This is a genomic window from Arthrobacter sp. yr096, from assembly GCF_900108925.1.
Taxonomy (GTDB): Bacteria; Actinomycetota; Actinomycetes; order Actinomycetales; family Micrococcaceae; genus Arthrobacter.
On record NZ_FNYI01000001.1, the window covers coordinates 387826 to 402575 of the forward strand.

The following is a 14750-nucleotide window of genomic DNA, read 5'->3' on the forward strand; positions in this document are numbered from 1 at the left end:
CCTCGAATCTCTATTCAGATGTCACTGGCGTCGAATCCAAGTCGGCCGATAAAGTCTTCTGTCCATCGCCTATCGGCCGCTTCCATTGCCCGCTCCAACTCTGTTCGAGGCGCGGGGAACGGTGTCGGTTCGCTAGGCTTTCCGCCGGCGGCAGCGAGGGTGACAGTGCTCAGGCTCTTCACCGCGTGCAGCAATTCGCGCAGTAGATGCGCGTTGAGGTCGAATTCCGCAACGCGTGGCGCCCATTCGTCCTCTGACTTGGGCAGAGACGCCATGTAGGCGGCGTATTCTTTGTCGTTGACTATTGCCTCGTTGAGCCTGCAAGCGCTGGGCAGCCCGTCGACGAAGTCGAGCAAGGCCACCCAGCGCCCAGCGGCGTACCACTCCGCGAGGTCCACGCCGTAGACCTGCATGAGGTCAGCGCGGAGTTGCGGACGGAAACGCTCGATTAGACCGCGGAGGCGTTGCCTTCCCCCGCGGTGCCGTAGATGTCCTCGTAGTAGTTGATCGCCGTGCGCATCACAGTGGAGAGCTCGATGACCGTGAGCTTTTCAGCCTGCAGTGCATCGGCGTCGTCACGGGACAGCCAGGTGCGGATCACCTTCCAGTTGGTAGCGTTCTGGTTCAGGCGGCTGAATATACTCTCAGCCTCGGTCGACTCCATGGCGTAAAGGTCCGGGAAGGTGATGACCTTCGAACCGGACAGGGCGACCTTGAGAACCTCGGCCTTGCGGATTTCCTTGCGAATCTTGGCAAGCGAAAACTGGACGTTCGGGGTGTCAGACATTGGTGTTACCTCCGGGTGGTGGTTGGTGGTTACTTGTTGGTGGTCTTGGCAGAACTGGCAGACGCGGGCTTGGTAGCCTCCTCGTCGCCGTCAGCTGCACGCTCGGCGTCAGCCTCGCGTACTGCGGCGGTCTTCGCCTTCTGCTCGATGAATCCCTGCGCGCGCAGCCTGGCAGCCTCGACAGGAATGGACGTTTCAATGGCGAGGTCGTTTTTGATGAATCGGGGCATTGATCGCTCCTAAGAACACGGGTGGTGAGAGGAAAGCGGCCCGCGCCACCACCACCCGAAGATGGCGCGGACCGCAGCTTGTTACGGGGTGGCGGCGGGGAAGCCCAGAGTTGTCTTGTGCTTCACGGCGCCGGTGCCGCCCAGGTAGTGCTTGACCGGGTTTCCGATTTCGTCGTCAGTGAAGACGTCGAGGGTGATGGAATTCTGCAGGGCATCCGATGCTCCCCACTTCTGCGCGTCCGTGGCGGAGAGCTTGACGCGCCCGTAGCCGCGGCCCAGAATCCAGTTCTCATCGGCGGGACCGTCCTCGCCCAGCACCAGGAAGCGGTACTCGCGGTCGACAGGCAGGTCGGGCTCATCGAAGATGACTTCGCCCGTGGTCGTGTTCTGCGTGGTGCCGGTCAGGTCGGTGCCGTACAGGAGTTCCAGAACGTGCTTGCGTCCGGTTTCCAGCAGAGTCGTCTTGATGGAACGAGCAACGCCTGTCACATCGGAACGGACCGAGGATGCGTAACCAAGGCCGGAAACGTCTTCCTTGTTGACGTCGCGGCCGAAGTCGTAGCCGTCCGGCGTGACAATGCCCAGTGGCAGCCAGCCCGCGGTCTTCAAGTCGATGAGCGTTCCGGCGCCGCTGAACAGCGTCTCCGGCAGGTCCACACTCACCGGGGCGATGAAGGATACTGCTCGCTGAATCTTGCGGATAAGGGCGCGTTCGTCAGCGTCCTGGCGGATCGTTTCGAAAGTTGGCATGACAAATAACCCCTTTCAAGGGCTCTATATTTTTGGGGTCCCCGGTTGGGGTTAGTTGATCGGCCGGGCGGTGATCATGAACGTGGCCGTCGCTTGGTTCAGCGTGTCCGATGGGTAATCGGTCTCTTCCGGCGTGCCGTCGCAGGTGATGCTGTCGAAGAATCCCGCGGGGGTGTCGATGTTCGCTCCGCAGATGAAAGCCGTGATGGATTGAAGAACCCGCTCCGCTTTCTCGCCTTCCGCGTAAACGTCGATGGTCCGACGCTCAACCCGGTCGATGAAACCCTGCGTCCCGCCGCGGCCATGGATATGAACCAGCGGGAACGGGCCCTGCAGTGAAGCGCTCGAATCGACCTGCAAGTGGTAGCACGCAGTGACAGGCTCGCCTTCATGGACTGTGCCGTCGATCAGTGCAAAGAGCCCCGCTCGGGAGCTTGGGAAAACTAGCGCATCGCTCATTGACGTCTTTCCTTCATCGCGTTAGCGACGCGCAGCAGAACGCCGTCGCGCCAGTCTTTCCAGTGAGGTTCCGTTTCCCGGACCACGGCGCCCGAACGACGCTCGTTGTCCCAGCCGGCGGTGACCGTTTGGCTTGCCGCTTCATACTTCGAATCGCCAACCGCATTGGCATTACCGGCCATCCGTTGAGCAACTGCGAGCGTGGCAGCTTGAACCTCGGACGACTGCGCGATCTGTTTCAGGCCAATGTCCAGAGGCTCATATTTGCTCACGTGCTCACCAGCCCAACCTCCACGCCGATCGGCCACTCGGCCGGACGGCCGTTAATCGCCCAGTCGCCCGCCATGCGCTTACCAGCCGGAACACGGATCCTGTCCGTGGACTGGAACGTGAAATCCGGGTCCGGATCCCGGTAAAGGTAGATGTCGCTGTCCGGAACATCAGACAACGACCGGGGATCAACTGACATGCGCGGACCAATCATGCAGTCCGCCACCGGTATTTCGGACGTCGGCTTTGGGTTTCCCTTCGCGTCCCGACCGCCGCTTCGCAGGACAATTACGTCCGTGCGCCAGGCTTTCGGGAACATGCTGACGATGCCCATCTCACACTCCCGGGATGATCGTGAAAGCTTCCCGATGCTTTGACCTGGCCAACAATCGCTTGTCCGCTGCGGACAAGTAGATGCTGTTGTCCGGGTTGGTCATCTTTCCGCCCACGCTGAACGGGCCAGCGCCGAACTGAAAGGACTCCATTCCAGTCGGAGGCGCGTTTTCGTCCTTGGGCTCCATGGCGCGCTTGACCATCCGGCAGACCACCAAGCGAGGAACGTCCGGATCAATTAGGCCGGAATCGATGCGCCCATCGAGGTCCGGGTACAGTCCGCGGACCTCGATCGAGGCCTCATGCAACTTCTGCGTGGCGTCGGCTTCATCTTCGGGCTTGAGCGCCGACCAGTGATTCTTGAAGTCTTCGAGACTCGCGTAGTCGGCGGCCACGGCTAGGCGTTCTTCCGGGGGCGGCCGCGGCGCGGTGCAGGTGCGGTGAAGTCCGGAGTCTCGTCCTTGATCTGGGACTCGGACTCGTCGTCTTCAGCATCCTTCTCGTCAGACTCTTCGGACTTCTCATCCTCGTCTTTTTCTTCCGGCGCGGGCGCATGTTCCTCGGAAGCATCCGGCGTTGTTGAGCCGGTGAAGTCAGGCTCAGCACCTGATTCTTCCGCAACCTCCGGAACAAGGCAGTGATCGCCAACGAGCCCGACGGCCCAATCAGGGAGTTCGTCCCCGGGCTTGAACGTAACGGCGGTGAAGTCGCGCATAACCACGACGTGTTCGGCGAATGTCGCCATATTGATTCCTTCCGCATGAACTGTGCGGGACGGCCACCTGACCGTCCCGCACAGTTGCTCGACTAAAGAACCCGGGCCACGAAGCTCAGGTTGGCGTTGGCCAGAACGGGCAGCGCGATGGCATCCGACTCGACCGTCGCGATGTGCGGGATCGTTTCGGACTTGTGAGCGCCCACCACGACGCCCGGCTGCTCGGAATCGGCCAGGTCGTAGTTGGAATCCTTCGAGGTCAGCGTGCGACCCCAGAAGGTGTTTCCAAGCTGCGAAGTACCCGTGTTCGGGTCCACGGCTTCGGGCAGAAGCAGGACCTTCGTGTCAGTGATGACACGGCCAGCAGAAGTACGGCGGTCGTAGATGTAAATCTCTGGCCATCCAGCGGCCTGAAGGTACGCCTTCACTTCGGCTTCGATCGCCGGACGCTGAGCGCCGCCGATGAGCGTGGTCTTGAACTGGTCGCCCGAGCTCAGTGCAGTGAAAGCCTTGCGGCTCATGACCGCGGAACCCGGGGTCTGGCCGTCGTTCGACGCGGCGTAGACCTCGGACCAGCCAGCGAACTGACCAAGTCGGTCAGCCGTGGGGTCAGACCACAGCACTGGTGCGACAACGGTGTGGGAAGGATCCCGACCGAAGTCGTCATCGAAGCTGAAGTTGTCCTGCACGACCGTGGCCTTGCCCGTTTCCAGCACGGTGCCACGCAGGCGCTCGATACGGTCCGCGATGGCGCGGGCCACGTTCTTGGCCTCGTCCAGGATGGAAGCTCGGATTGTTTCATCCGAAGCGCTCTCATCCATGAGCTGGTCGTATTCCGATATGACGCGCTTCTGGCCCAGCGGCGGGAGTTCCAGAATGACGCGCTGCCCGGACGTGCTGCCAGCAATTGCAGGCTCAGCGTCGAAGGCTCGGAACTGCGCTTCGATGACAAGACCATTGCGGCCCTTCACGAAGCGGACGGTGATGCGCGGAACCTCACGGTTCGGGAGCCAGCGCGCGAGGGACTGGCGGTTGGCTTCAATGTCAGCCAGTGCGGCCCGGACGTATCCGGTCAGTTCCGCGGGAGTGATGAGATCAGTCCAAAGTGCCATGAATGATCCCTCCTTTCTAAGCGAAGACGAACGTGGTTGCAGAGACCTTTGCTGCGGCGGCGGGCTTCGTGAACCCGCCGGGCAGGTTGGCCGTCTTGATGCGGCCGTGGTCGAGCAGAGGCACAGCGAAGTCCGCGGTGCCAACGACCTTCTGGTCCGTCAGGACGAAGCCGGCGAGAATGCCAGCGTTCGTGACGACACCTTCGGTCGGATCGTAGGGGACGAGCAAGCCGCCGACCTTGGCGACAGCAGTTCCGGAAGGAATGTAGCCGTCAGGGAAGTGGGTGGCCTTGGTGAAAGCGGAGTAGTCCAGCATTTCGGTGCGCGCGTTGTTGATTCCGTGCGCGGAGCCGAGCCAGGACATATTGCCGCTGCCGAAGGTTTCGGTCTGGATGCGAGGCATGATCAGCCTTTCCTAAGCGTTGGTTTTCTTGTTGGTGGATTCATAGAGGTCGCGGCCCGCCGCAACCGATCCACCTGATGGGCTCTGACCGCCAGAGCGACGGCCAGCGTCCGGGATTGGATCGAGCTTGTTTGCCGGAGGAACCTTGCCCGCGGCAGCAAGAACGAGCTCGGAGATCTCTTTGGCAGACGCTTCGAACGTCGCTGCATCAGTTCCGGTAACAAGGTGCTGCTTGTCCACCGGCACCGGGTGCTTGGCCAAAGCTGCGAGCTTGGCATTTTCGAGCCGCAGCGTCTGGTTTTCGGTCTCCCTCTCGGCAGCTTCCTTCTTGGCCTTATCGATGTCCGAGAGCTTGTCGTCATCGATCTTCTGCAGCGCGGCCTTGGCCTCAGCGAGTTCCTTCTCAGCCTTGGACCGAGCATCGCGCTCGACCTTCAACGCTGCTTTTCCAGCGTCGCCAAGTTGGTCTTCGTCCGGTTGCACACCCGCCGCAGGCTGCGCGCCAGCGGCCGGTTCCTGACCGGTCCCGTTGCTGCCGTCGCCGCCATCAGCCGGCGTCCCAGGGTTAGCGTTCATCTGCGCGTCGCCGAAGGTCAGCCGGTGGAAGGCCATGAGTCGCTCAAAACCTCCAGGCGCGGTGATGTCGATTCCATGAGGGAAGCAATTTGCCATAAGGGTGTTCCTCCTTGTGATGCCGCATCGCACGGCGAAAAACCGTGAAGCATCGCGCTGCACGGAAAAATTGAATTAGCCCGATTGGGCTATGTAGTCGTCATCCACGACGCCGTCGGTAAAGCGGTCGGGAAAACGCCGTCTAAGGTCGTAAACGATCGCTTTCAGGTCGCTTCGGCTGCCCGCCTTATCGGCGCCAATCTCGTAGATGTCGTAGAGGTCTTCCGGGATGTATCCGGGCGGGTAGTCCTCGTCGCGGGCGATGCGGACTATTTCGCAGTCACACAGCCCATGGAACTCGTTGCCATGCTCACGGCTTCCAGCTGAGCGCTCTGACAGGTAGATGGCGTCACGAGAGGCCAAGACCAAGCAGAAAGCACAGGTCTTTTCGCCGCTAGGGACGCGCGCCCAGCGAGCATTCTCACGGTCCGCGTTCCATAGGATCGCGTCCCTGCCCGGCTGCTTCACGTATTTGTCCACTGCACTCGAGAGTGGCTTTAGCATGTCCTCCGGAGTGGGAGTCCAAAGATGCTTGGCTAAGTAACGAACCTTCGCGGTCACAGCTTCGTCAGGGATCGACTGCGGCGCCGACTTCGCACGGAACGAACCGCGGGAGCCAGCCGCAAGCCGCTGCTCGTCGTACCAGTCCAAGGCGAGCGCCTCAGCAACAGGCCCGAACTGGCTCACAAGGGCAGGGACGAATGAAAGCAGCGAATCGCGGACAACCTCTGGCCGTCGAAAATCCAGCGAACCGAAGTACCCGGCAAGCCGTTCCAGCACGAGCGCAGACAGAGCAGCTGTGTTCGCCCGGTTCTGCTCCAGCTCTTCACGAACGACCACTACTGAACCTCGGCAGAAGTAGCCTCCGCAGGCGCAGCAGGCTTTGGTGTTTGGGTTGCCGCGATCAGGTCCGCGAGGCTGCGGTTGGCGGCCTGCTTCTTTTGGTACCGAAGCATCCTGTCGATGGTGATCTGGTCAAGTCCGTACATCTCCATGGCAACCTCGGGGTCACCGTCGGGGAATGCCGTCGCGAACTTGGCTCCCGCATCAGCCCGTGCGGCCATTGTCGGCGTGCCCGGATCAAGGAACCGCGACCGGAGGCCGCGAAGATCTCGCTCCATGCTCGGTGTCCACTGCCCGTGCATGACGGCGACGACATTGCGGGCCAGGCCAACGCGAGACAAGTTGATGCTCGGGAGTTCATCCTCGACCATGGCGACCAGGTCGGACTCAGACGCCAGAATGGCATCTGCCGAAGACGGGTTGTCGTGGATGATGCCGAGGTAAGCGACCGGAATGGTCGTTTCGCTGGACACCATCAGGCCGATGGTGCGCAGTTGATCCGAGTGAGGCTGCATCGAAGCCTGAGCCAACTGTTGAATGGCCGGCCGAACGAGTTTGCCCTCGTCCTCGTCCCATACATCAGGCAACGCCCAAATGCTTCCCAGCAGGGCTTTCAGTGGTGAGATGCGCTGGCCCTTGGAATCCATGAAATGGGACTCGTCAGCGCCAAGCAGTGCCCGTTGGGGAGCCGAATAGAACTCCGCCGTGACTTCCTGCCGCAGCATCGTGCGGACACCCGTGTCGATGTAGCCCATGAGCGGGCGGCTGATGCGCGATTGCCCGAAGGGTCGGTTCAGCGATCGGCCCCAAACAAAGACCTCGCACAGCACACGATGGGAGACGCTCGTGAACTCGCCAGTCACACGCCAGTCGCCGCCCTTGCGCTCCACCCGGAACACCTGGCCGGGCAAGTAAAGCAGCGCCTTGTTGGCGTCCACGAGCTCCAGCGCTTTGATGACCCGGTTTGTGCGTTCGTCGATCTCCGCCGTCGCTTCGAGAGCCGAACGTGCGGAAACGATAACCTCCGGCTCGCCAGCTGAGACATCGCCGGGGCTCGTGAACACGAAAGCGACAGAGTGAAGCATCGAAGACTCGATGGCCATGCGTTCGACCATCATGACGTTCGGATCGTTCATGACGCTCTCGACGTCATCCAGAAGCGAAGATCCGTTCGGCAAGATGAAGCCGTCCGGCCGGACACGGCTGGCAGGTACCTTGACGGCCTTGAAAGCCCAACCGATCATCAGCTGAAAATCCTTCATGCTGTCCGGAATGGAGAACCCGACCTTGTCCAGCTTTTTCTTTGACTCGAAATATTCGAGCCGCAGGCGGTTCCGGCGCTCTTTCATCCGGATCTTTCGAAGCATCCCTTGGAAAGCGGTAGCCTCTTCATCAGTCAGAGCCCGGTTGAGATCGAGGACGGCCAAGCCATCACCACCTATGCGACGATTGCGCCGCGGGGCTTCCTTTCGGAACGCGCTGAGCGGCGACGAGCGAATTTCTGGGACCCGTAATGGGCGCAAGTTATGGCGACTGTCGGAGCGAGGTCAGCTTCCAAACTGTCCTTGTTCCACTTGAATGAGCCGGGCCGGTTCTTGATTGGGTCCTGCACCGTGTGCTTGACCGATTCGTTGAGATGCTGCTGATCGAAATGCGTCACAGAAGCTTCGACCTCGACGCCGCGGTGCAGCATCGCGCATGCCTGCGTGTATTCGGCCGGGCCCAGGATGTAGACCGAGATGTTCCGCTTTTTCAGGGGGACCTCAAGAATGTCTCTGGCCGGGGACATCGCATCGATGACCACCGGAATGCGGCGCTTCGTGCGATCCCAAATCCAAGCCACAAGCGCGGACACGCCAGCCTCATCAAACGGGGCATCGACGGCGAGCTCCAGATGCACGCCGACGCCGGAGAACGTGGCTACGCCGATCGAAACCTTTGTGCGCTCCAAGTTCATGTCCACGCCAAAGGCTGCAATCTGCCATTCAGGATCCGGGTCCGCTATTTTTCGCAGCAGCCATTTCGTGAATGCCTTCTTGCCAGCCTCGGTCGGTGTTGGCCACATGTTCAGCCGCTCGCGCGCGTAAGAGCGCGGGGAGAACTCGTTGAGCTCGTCCTCGATCGTCTCCATGGAAATGCGGATTCCGAGTGCAGGGTTGGCGTCAGCCGCGTTAGTCAGATCGCGGACAAATACGGCGAGCTCGGTTTCGTCCATTTTGTCGACGTCACCGCGGGCGGAATGCTCCACCCATGCCGCACGTTTGTTTTTGCCGGTCACAGCGTTGTTCCGGACTCGCACGAAAGGCTCGCCACGCTCGGACAAGTCCCGCGGGGGAGTGCCCATGAAGATCGTCACAGGATCGCCACCAGGCGCTGCCGAAATAGTCGGCTTCAGAGCTTCCTGCTCGTCCTCTTCGTACTCCTGAGCTTCATCGATGACAAGGACGTCGAAGGAGCTACCACGGCCAGCGCCGCCAGTGCGGGCGCCAAGTTCGATCAGGCCGCCGTTATCCAGCACGATCGCTTCCTGGCCGTTGGTTTTCCGGATCTCCACAACCATGGCGTTCAGTTCCGGGAATCGCGCGTTAGGATCGTTGACCTTTTGCCCAAAGAACTGAAGTAGACGCTTGAATGCCTTCCGTGCCGACGTCAGCAGATGCGAGGTGTGGAGGATTTTCAAGCCCAATTCCACAAGCATGTAAAGCTCGACAGCTTCCAGGCTGCCGTTCTTGCCATTCTGCCGCGGCACGGACACGCCCCATGTTCCAGAGCACCACTTACCGGTTGTGGTGGTCCGGAGCCATGCCCGGACTACCTTCTGTTGCCACTCGTCAAGGACCAGCCCGTAACCAGCAGCGAGGTCGATGGCAGCCTCGGCGTGATCACAGGAATATCCTCGGGGCTTTGGTGCGATGTAGAATCTGGCGTCCTGCGAACCCTTCAACGGACACCACCACCAGTCAGGCTTTTTGCAAATTCCGCTGTCTGATCCGATCGAGCGGGGTAACGCCGGCGGGCATGGGCTTACCTGCGGGCTTTGCAGCCGCAGACTCAGCAGGGGCAAGCTTGGAAAGGATCGCCGCGAGCGCCGTCGCCTGTTGGCGAGCCTCAGCCAGCGGTGCTGCGAATTTGACCTCGACGTTGATGTTGCGGTCGCCGTCCTCGTCAATTTCGTTGAGGTGTAACCGGAACTGCATGAGGTTCAGGACGCCCTTGCCCTGAATGATGTTGTCGAGCTCGTCCAGCCGGTCAGCGATTCGGGCAGCTTCAAGGACCAGAGCATTCCTGGCAACGTCCTTGCCGGACATCGCTTCCCAGAGCGACAAACCGCGCTCACCAAGTCCAGCAGGAAGTTCCACGTCGCCTCCTTAGTAGCCGGCCATCGTGCCGTCTTTGCTTGCGTGGAGATTCCAGCGAAGGTGATCCTCCACGAACCGCGGGGAAGTGCCGATGGGTACGTAGCATCGGTCTAGGCACCAGCCGCGCAAACGGTCCGGATTAGAAGTCAGCGACAGGAAAGTGAGCGTCCCGCCGCCCGGGAAAGTCATCGACTCCCGGTGCTTCGCATGGATCATCTCGGCCACAACATCAAGCTCCGGATACTCGCTGCGGAACCATCGGGCAGCGGCACGCATCGACGCCTCGGAGTCTCCGAAGACCGCCACATGTCCACCGTCAACAGCTGTGAGCAGTGCATCCACTGCCAACGACTTGGACATGTTCATGACGGCTCCTAGAGTTTCAAACGGTCACCTGTCACCGCGATATAGCGGCCGGTCGTATAGCGCTCAATATTCCGGCCGTCACGAATAACGCGGCCAGGTCCCTCGCTCGCCTCGATGAAAACGTGCACTCCATCGCCAGACTGCGAAACCTCAGCAAAAATAATCGGCTCCGAAATGACGTCGATCGCGTCACGGGCCCACGCCGCGAGCTTCCCGCCCTCAAAGCAGTGATCTAGATCGATGCATCCGATGCCATCGCCGAGGACAAAGCCGAGCCCGACGCCGGCCGCCGACGATTTAGCGGCCGCGAACGATGACCAAGTGGCCGGATCAGTCGAGCTCGCTGATTTTCCGGAAATTGTCACCGGACGCTTTTTCGCGGTCCGTCGCACCCACCGATCTCGGCTCGTCATCGCCTTCGGAAAATCGAAGCGGCGGGAGAGTCGTTTCCGGCAGAGAGCCGAGCACGTCCGAGCTTGCGCGCGATACAAACGCAACGACAACCCACATGACTCACAAACTCTTTCTGGCATGCTCCAATTCTACCGCAATGTCACACTTTCTCCTTGTAAATAAAGGGAAGTAGCGGCATTCACAAAATGGGCCACACCGCCCACGAGGGCAATTCAGCCGAGGGTCAAAAATGCCCTACAAGCAAGCGGTGCAGCAGTCAGAATGGCTCCACGGGCCCCTCGCCACCAGCCCCGCGCCCAGACAGTGGGAGCTCGGGGGGATATTTTCGCTATCGCTGGAGGAGCGACGCGCTGAGGTGGGGGGAGGGTATGCCCCCCCAGGATAAGGAGAAGCCTTATTGGGCAGTTATCCACAGCCTGTGGGCTACCATTTGCGGCTAGTTTTGAGTGGCTGTCGCGCGAGCACTGTTGCGATCTTCGGTGCGGCTCGGTTGCCTTTTGATTGGTTGCAACGCCGGCATATGACGATGACATTTGATAGCTCATCTCGTCCGCCTTTGTCCCATGGCACGATGTGATCGGCTTCAGCACTGCAATGTGTTCGCCCAACGTCATAGTTGAGCATGACCTTGCAATAGGGGCAGCGGTCTATGCCATCACGTCGTGCGTTCTTCTTAGCCTGGCGTGAGATGCGCTTCCATTGCGCTGTGCCAGTGCGTGATGTGGCCACTATGTGTACATGGCCATGATGCGTGCCCTGTTGATGAAGCTGTCATAGTCGACAACTGATGCGCCTTCGATATGCACGACACCTGACATATGCCGAATGGGCCTGCTGATGAAGTCGAGGTATGCGCGCTCTACCTTGATGCGCTTCTTCCTGATGACTGCATTGCGCATGGCAACCTCCTGAGTGTTATCCGGTGTCGTAGCAGGATCGCTTGGGATGGAAGAAAGAACATCCCTGGACGTCATTGCGTCCTGCGGTTCCTTGGGTCCGTGCACGCTGTGACAGCCTTTGGCGTGGTTGGCGGCTTTGACTGCGACACCGGAAGTTGTTGCCCCGCCAGTTCTTGCCGCTGGTGTGGGCGTGCCCGGTTGCGTCCGGCCATGAGGCTCTCTTCATGCTCGATGGCATGGCGCAGAGCTGGCCGGTACGGATAACCGACGCTTGGCTGGGCCAGCGGCGGCGGTGTTAGGGGGACTGGCTGGATTCGAACCAGCGACCTCTGTCATGTTGATGTGCGCACCAGTGCTCTGTCCTTCTGAGCTACAGTCCCATTGGCCGGCGCTTCTCAGCGAGCGGCGTTGCGCTTACCCTGCGCGGGAGATAGTGACCTCCGAATGTGGAAGGGGTTTCGGGCACTAAAAAAGCCGGTCGCTTATGCGATCCGGCTCCTGTCAGTGGATAGACCTCTAACCCGGGATTTACCCTATCAAACTTTGATCCGCCTTTCACGCATTCTTTGTGCGACACGGAATACGTCGCCGGGGAAGTAGATTCTGGACGGTTTGTCGTCGATCGTGACTCGATCGAAGACGTATGGCAGGTGCCCGAGTTTCACCCAGTTCTTGAAGTCGTCCATCTTGACCGTGATCTTTGTTTTTTTGCGGACGTAGTCGATGGCTTGCCGGGGCGGCATGGGCTCTCCGCGGGCTTCCTTCACACGCGCATTGAGTGCGAATTGATCGATCGTTGGTTCTTCCGGGCCGCTGACCGCTAGTTCCGCGCTGGTAACCCAGTCTTGAATCATCCAGGCGATGCCGGCCGCCATGGGATCGTGCTTGTAGTGCTCCGCCTTGCTGGCAACGGTTTTGAGGTTCTCTTGCAGTTGCAGCGCATCAAGGTTGATGGGCGCCGCGGATCCGGGTTTCCCTCCGCTATTCCATCCTGCGTTCGCTGGGCGGACCTGATCGAGTTTGCCGATGGTGACGCCAAGCGTTTCGATGAGCCTCGGTATTTGGTCTATCCAGGCTTGCAGGTCACTGAGGCACTGCTCGCATAGGTAGCCGTCCCCGTGGTTCAGGCAGCCCTCGGTGGTGCATTCATGGCTCAAGGTTTACCTCCTTTGTGAATGAGTAGGTTGCCGTTCCTTCGCAGGCGTTGGGCCAGGAACCGCGTGATGGTGGACCGTCCGGCTCGGCGGGGCCAGTTGACTGTGTGGCCTTCCAACATGCGTTCCAGCACTCCCGCTTGCCATGGCGTGAGGAGTATCGGCGGATCGGCTTGGCGTTTCCGGCTTCTCTGGTGGCTCATGTGGTCCTCCTTCGATGATTTCTACGGGCGATGGCATTCCGGTGAGTTCGGCGTAGACGGACATGAGGCCCAGCGCTGCAGCTTTGAGGTGCAGGTGGGCCTCTGGTGTGAGTTTGTCTTCGAGGTCGCGGACGAGTTCGACGTTGGCTTTCATGGTCCGGAATGCTTTAGCGACGTCGGGGTCTTGCTTGGCCGGGTGGCCGCCGGGCCTACGTTTGGCGGTCACGTTCGTTCTTTCCGGATCTCATCCCATGCGCGGGCGCTGTAATACTCCCGGAGGGACAGCGGCGCTCTGTCCCATTCCGTTGGGCGCGTCTTGGACAGCATCGCCTTCGCCCGTTCTAGGATCGCGGCCCGGACCTCTGGCGGGTGGATAATTTGCACGCACCATTCGCCATCGCCGTGGTAGTCCACGCTGACGTCGTGAGTTCCGATGCCCGCGCACTCGGCTGCCTCGTAGACCGAATCCCTGCAGTTGTCATCGTGGATGGCGGCGCATTGTTTGCCTTCTGTGCACCACATGCCTTCGAGGTCTTGATGGAAGACTCCGTGGCGGGTGTACTCGCCGTCGTCCTCTTGGTCCTCTGTTGGCTTGAATCCTTCGTCCTGGCACTTAGTGCATTCCCACCACAAAGCGCATGTGCCATCTTCCGGGCATTCGACGGTGTACTGGACCTCATCGATGTACTGGTCGTCGGGCAGGTCCTCGTCCGTGTTGGGCACGGCCGTGACCGTGATCTTGTGGGGCTTCATGGCTTTTCAACTCCTACGGCTGCACGGATCGAAACGACGCCGACATGCTCGCGGGCGAAGAGTGCCCGCCCGATGTAGTCGTGCATTACCTTGACGTGCCGAGCGTCTTCGAGTGCGTCGTGCGCGGTTCCGCCTTGCTTGGGCAGTTCCGTGATGCCGGTGAAGTCCACGAGTGATCGGACGTCGTTGGTGTACATCGGGATGCCGTGAGGGAGTTGAATCATGGGCCCGAACAGCTGGGCCAGGACTACATGGTCGTATGCGCCGAACCATGCCCAGAGTTGGGTGTCAGGAGTTTTCGTCAGGAAGCGATGCACTCCGGTCCTGATCTGCTCGCGGGTCTGCCATACCTGTTCGCGAGGACCATGCGCGTAGAGGTGTGGCAAGACGTTCTCTCGGAGCCAACCGTGTTGTTGGATGCGGTCCCAGTCGGCTTCCATGTTGACGGCGTAGTATTCGCGCCCGTCTTCCGCCACGATTCCGATGCTGATGAGGTCGATCGTGTGGCCATCTTCGAGGAACTCGGTGTCATAGAAATACTTCACTGAGCAACCTCCGGGTCGTACGTCGCGGCGAAGACGTCAGCGTCGCATGGGTAGAACTCGCCTTGGATGCCTCGGATGATCCATTGGCCGTCTTTGACGCCTACCCATGTGTCGTGGAGCTTGTCCCAGACAAGAGCGGAGACGTCCGCGGGAGGATCTACCCACTGCTCATCAACGGGGATGAAGCCGTCCCGTTTGAATGGGTCACCTTCGTAGCGGAGCCCTACCCAGTCGCGTATCTCAGGTTGGTTGGTTCCGTCGAACTGTATTGCCTCGATAACGACGGGCTTTTTGCGGAATCTGGCGGGAGTGGTCACTGACGTTCTCCTTCGTCGTAGATGTAGCTGGTTTGGAGTGACTGGGCGGCTTTTTTGGTGCTGTACTTCTCGATGGCTTTCCAAAGTGCCCGGAACAGTTGGTCGCTCTTGCCGTCTTTGGGCTTGCAGTCGATCGTGATGATGATCTTCCGGAGCCTGCCCACGC

26 protein-coding genes are annotated in these 14750 nt (G+C 60.3%); all 26 read right to left on the reverse strand.

Annotation, left to right across the window (positions count from 1 at the left end; all coding sequences use genetic code 11):
- Positions 1–14 precede the first annotated feature (14 nt).
- The gene (locus BMY91_RS01685; RefSeq protein WP_090817431.1) at positions 15–413 is read right to left on the reverse strand and encodes a hypothetical protein; all 399 of its coding nucleotides are present in this window, start codon (positions 411–413) and stop codon (positions 15–17) included.
- A 35-nt stretch (positions 414–448) separates the two neighbouring features.
- The gene (locus BMY91_RS01690) at positions 449–787 is read right to left on the reverse strand and encodes a hypothetical protein (RefSeq protein ID WP_090817435.1); all 339 of its coding nucleotides are present in this window, start codon (positions 785–787) and stop codon (positions 449–451) included.
- A 29-nt stretch (positions 788–816) separates the two neighbouring features.
- Positions 817–1017 (reverse strand): hypothetical protein, encoded by a 201-nt coding sequence (locus BMY91_RS01695; protein ID WP_090817437.1) that lies wholly within the window; start codon positions 1015–1017, stop codon positions 817–819.
- An 81-nt stretch (positions 1018–1098) separates the two neighbouring features.
- Positions 1099–1767 carry a hypothetical protein gene (locus tag BMY91_RS01700; protein WP_090817440.1) on the reverse strand — a complete coding sequence of 223 codons (669 nt, stop codon included), beginning with the start codon at positions 1765–1767 and terminating at the stop codon, positions 1099–1101.
- A gap of 51 nt (positions 1768–1818) precedes the next feature.
- Positions 1819–2226: a hypothetical protein gene (locus BMY91_RS01705; protein ID WP_090817443.1), complete on the reverse strand. Its 408-nt coding sequence runs from the start codon at positions 2224–2226 to the stop codon at positions 1819–1821.
- Entirely contained in the window at positions 2223–2498 is a 276-nt protein-coding gene (locus BMY91_RS01710; RefSeq protein ID WP_090817445.1) for a hypothetical protein, read from the reverse strand. Before BMY91_RS01710 ends, BMY91_RS01705 begins: the two co-directional genes overlap by 4 nt.
- A complete protein-coding gene (locus BMY91_RS01715) occupies positions 2495–2830 on the reverse strand; it encodes a hypothetical protein (protein ID WP_090817446.1) in 336 nt (111 codons plus the stop codon). The genes BMY91_RS01710 and BMY91_RS01715 overlap by 4 nt, the downstream gene beginning before the upstream one ends.
- Before the next feature lies 1 nt (position 2831).
- Positions 2832–3224: a hypothetical protein gene (locus BMY91_RS01720; protein WP_090817449.1), complete on the reverse strand. Its 393-nt coding sequence runs from the start codon at positions 3222–3224 to the stop codon at positions 2832–2834.
- A 2-nt stretch (positions 3225–3226) separates the two neighbouring features.
- Positions 3227–3574 (reverse strand): hypothetical protein, encoded by a 348-nt coding sequence (locus BMY91_RS01725; protein ID WP_090817452.1) that lies wholly within the window; start codon positions 3572–3574, stop codon positions 3227–3229.
- A 62-nt stretch (positions 3575–3636) separates the two neighbouring features.
- The gene (locus BMY91_RS01730; RefSeq protein ID WP_090817455.1) at positions 3637–4656 is read right to left on the reverse strand and encodes a major capsid protein; all 1020 of its coding nucleotides are present in this window, start codon (positions 4654–4656) and stop codon (positions 3637–3639) included.
- 16 nt (positions 4657–4672) lie between these two features.
- Complete coding sequence (locus tag BMY91_RS01735; RefSeq protein ID WP_218143820.1) at positions 4673–5059, reverse strand: head decoration protein; 387 nt, start codon at positions 5057–5059, stop codon at positions 4673–4675.
- A 12-nt stretch (positions 5060–5071) separates the two neighbouring features.
- A complete protein-coding gene (locus BMY91_RS01740) occupies positions 5072–5731 on the reverse strand; it encodes a hypothetical protein (protein ID WP_090817458.1) in 660 nt (219 codons plus the stop codon).
- A gap of 75 nt (positions 5732–5806) precedes the next feature.
- Positions 5807–6571, reverse strand: coding sequence for a VG15 protein (locus BMY91_RS01745; RefSeq protein ID WP_090817461.1), 765 nt, complete (start codon positions 6569–6571; stop codon positions 5807–5809).
- Entirely contained in the window at positions 6571–8001 is a 1431-nt protein-coding gene (locus tag BMY91_RS01750) for a hypothetical protein (protein ID WP_143054030.1), read from the reverse strand. Before BMY91_RS01750 ends, BMY91_RS01745 begins: the two co-directional genes overlap by 1 nt.
- An 11-nt stretch (positions 8002–8012) precedes the next feature.
- Positions 8013–9518, reverse strand: coding sequence for a hypothetical protein (locus BMY91_RS01755; RefSeq protein ID WP_090817467.1), 1506 nt, complete (start codon positions 9516–9518; stop codon positions 8013–8015).
- Positions 9519–9534: 16 nt separating this feature from the next.
- Positions 9535–9933, reverse strand: coding sequence for a hypothetical protein (locus BMY91_RS01760; RefSeq protein WP_090817469.1), 399 nt, complete (start codon positions 9931–9933; stop codon positions 9535–9537).
- A 9-nt stretch (positions 9934–9942) separates the two neighbouring features.
- Complete coding sequence (locus BMY91_RS01765) at positions 9943–10299, reverse strand: hypothetical protein (protein ID WP_090817472.1); 357 nt, start codon at positions 10297–10299, stop codon at positions 9943–9945.
- Between the two features lie 8 nt (positions 10300–10307).
- Positions 10308–10832 carry a bifunctional DNA primase/polymerase gene (locus BMY91_RS01770; protein ID WP_143054031.1) on the reverse strand — a complete coding sequence of 175 codons (525 nt, stop codon included), beginning with the start codon at positions 10830–10832 and terminating at the stop codon, positions 10308–10310.
- Between the two features lie 304 nt (positions 10833–11136).
- A complete protein-coding gene (locus BMY91_RS23595) occupies positions 11137–11442 on the reverse strand; it encodes an HNH endonuclease (RefSeq protein ID WP_143054032.1) in 306 nt (101 codons plus the stop codon).
- The gene (locus tag BMY91_RS23055) at positions 11442–11612 is read right to left on the reverse strand and encodes a hypothetical protein (protein WP_177179822.1); all 171 of its coding nucleotides are present in this window, start codon (positions 11610–11612) and stop codon (positions 11442–11444) included. Before BMY91_RS23055 ends, BMY91_RS23595 begins: the two co-directional genes overlap by 1 nt.
- A gap of 536 nt (positions 11613–12148) precedes the next feature.
- Positions 12149–12769, reverse strand: a complete 621-nt coding sequence (locus BMY91_RS01790; RefSeq protein WP_090817483.1) for a hypothetical protein — start codon at positions 12767–12769, stop codon at positions 12149–12151.
- Between the two features lie 3 nt (positions 12770–12772).
- On the reverse strand, positions 12773–13195 hold the full coding sequence (locus tag BMY91_RS22905) for a hypothetical protein (protein WP_143054033.1): 423 nt from the start codon (positions 13193–13195) through the stop codon (positions 12773–12775).
- Positions 13192–13722: a hypothetical protein gene (locus BMY91_RS01800; protein WP_090817489.1), complete on the reverse strand. Its 531-nt coding sequence runs from the start codon at positions 13720–13722 to the stop codon at positions 13192–13194. The genes BMY91_RS22905 and BMY91_RS01800 overlap by 4 nt, the downstream gene beginning before the upstream one ends.
- The gene (locus BMY91_RS01805) at positions 13719–14267 is read right to left on the reverse strand and encodes a 3'-5' exoribonuclease domain-containing protein (protein WP_090817492.1); all 549 of its coding nucleotides are present in this window, start codon (positions 14265–14267) and stop codon (positions 13719–13721) included. Before BMY91_RS01805 ends, BMY91_RS01800 begins: the two co-directional genes overlap by 4 nt.
- Complete coding sequence (locus BMY91_RS01810) at positions 14264–14584, reverse strand: hypothetical protein (protein ID WP_090817496.1); 321 nt, start codon at positions 14582–14584, stop codon at positions 14264–14266. The genes BMY91_RS01805 and BMY91_RS01810 overlap by 4 nt, the downstream gene beginning before the upstream one ends.
- Positions 14581–14748 (reverse strand): hypothetical protein, encoded by a 168-nt coding sequence (locus BMY91_RS23060; RefSeq protein WP_177179823.1) that lies wholly within the window; start codon positions 14746–14748, stop codon positions 14581–14583. Before BMY91_RS23060 ends, BMY91_RS01810 begins: the two co-directional genes overlap by 4 nt.
- Between the last annotated feature and the right edge of the window lie 2 nt (positions 14749–14750).

Bases quoted from the DNA above. Each gene is read 5' to 3' on its own strand.
- BMY91_RS01770 (WP_143054031.1), bottom strand. From the start codon at position 10,832: ATGCCAGAAAGAGTTTGTGAGTCATGTGGGTTGTCGTTGCGTTTGTAT.
- BMY91_RS01735 (WP_218143820.1), bottom strand. From the start codon at position 5,059: ATGCCTCGCATCCAGACCGAAACCTTCGGCAGCGGCAATATGTCCTGG.
- BMY91_RS01765 (WP_090817472.1), bottom strand. From the start codon at position 10,299: ATGAACATGTCCAAGTCGTTGGCAGTGGATGCACTGCTCACAGCTGTT.
- BMY91_RS01725 (WP_090817452.1), bottom strand. From the start codon at position 3,574: ATGGCGACATTCGCCGAACACGTCGTGGTTATGCGCGACTTCACCGCC.
- BMY91_RS01705 (WP_090817443.1), bottom strand. From the start codon at position 2,226: ATGAGCGATGCGCTAGTTTTCCCAAGCTCCCGAGCGGGGCTCTTTGCA.
- BMY91_RS01740 (WP_090817458.1), bottom strand. From the start codon at position 5,731: ATGGCAAATTGCTTCCCTCATGGAATCGACATCACCGCGCCTGGAGGT.
- BMY91_RS01690 (WP_090817435.1), bottom strand. From the start codon at position 787: ATGTCTGACACCCCGAACGTCCAGTTTTCGCTTGCCAAGATTCGCAAG.
- BMY91_RS23055 (WP_177179822.1), bottom strand. From the start codon at position 11,612: ATGCGCAATGCAGTCATCAGGAAGAAGCGCATCAAGGTAGAGCGCGCA.
- BMY91_RS01695 (WP_090817437.1), bottom strand. From the start codon at position 1,017: ATGCCCCGATTCATCAAAAACGACCTCGCCATTGAAACGTCCATTCCT.
- BMY91_RS01715 (WP_090817446.1), bottom strand. From the start codon at position 2,830: ATGGGCATCGTCAGCATGTTCCCGAAAGCCTGGCGCACGGACGTAATT.
- BMY91_RS01700 (WP_090817440.1), bottom strand. From the start codon at position 1,767: ATGCCAACTTTCGAAACGATCCGCCAGGACGCTGACGAACGCGCCCTT.
- BMY91_RS01685 (WP_090817431.1), bottom strand. From the start codon at position 413: ATGCAGGTCTACGGCGTGGACCTCGCGGAGTGGTACGCCGCTGGGCGC.
- BMY91_RS01800 (WP_090817489.1), bottom strand. From the start codon at position 13,722: ATGAAGCCCCACAAGATCACGGTCACGGCCGTGCCCAACACGGACGAG.
- BMY91_RS01730 (WP_090817455.1), bottom strand. From the start codon at position 4,656: ATGGCACTTTGGACTGATCTCATCACTCCCGCGGAACTGACCGGATAC.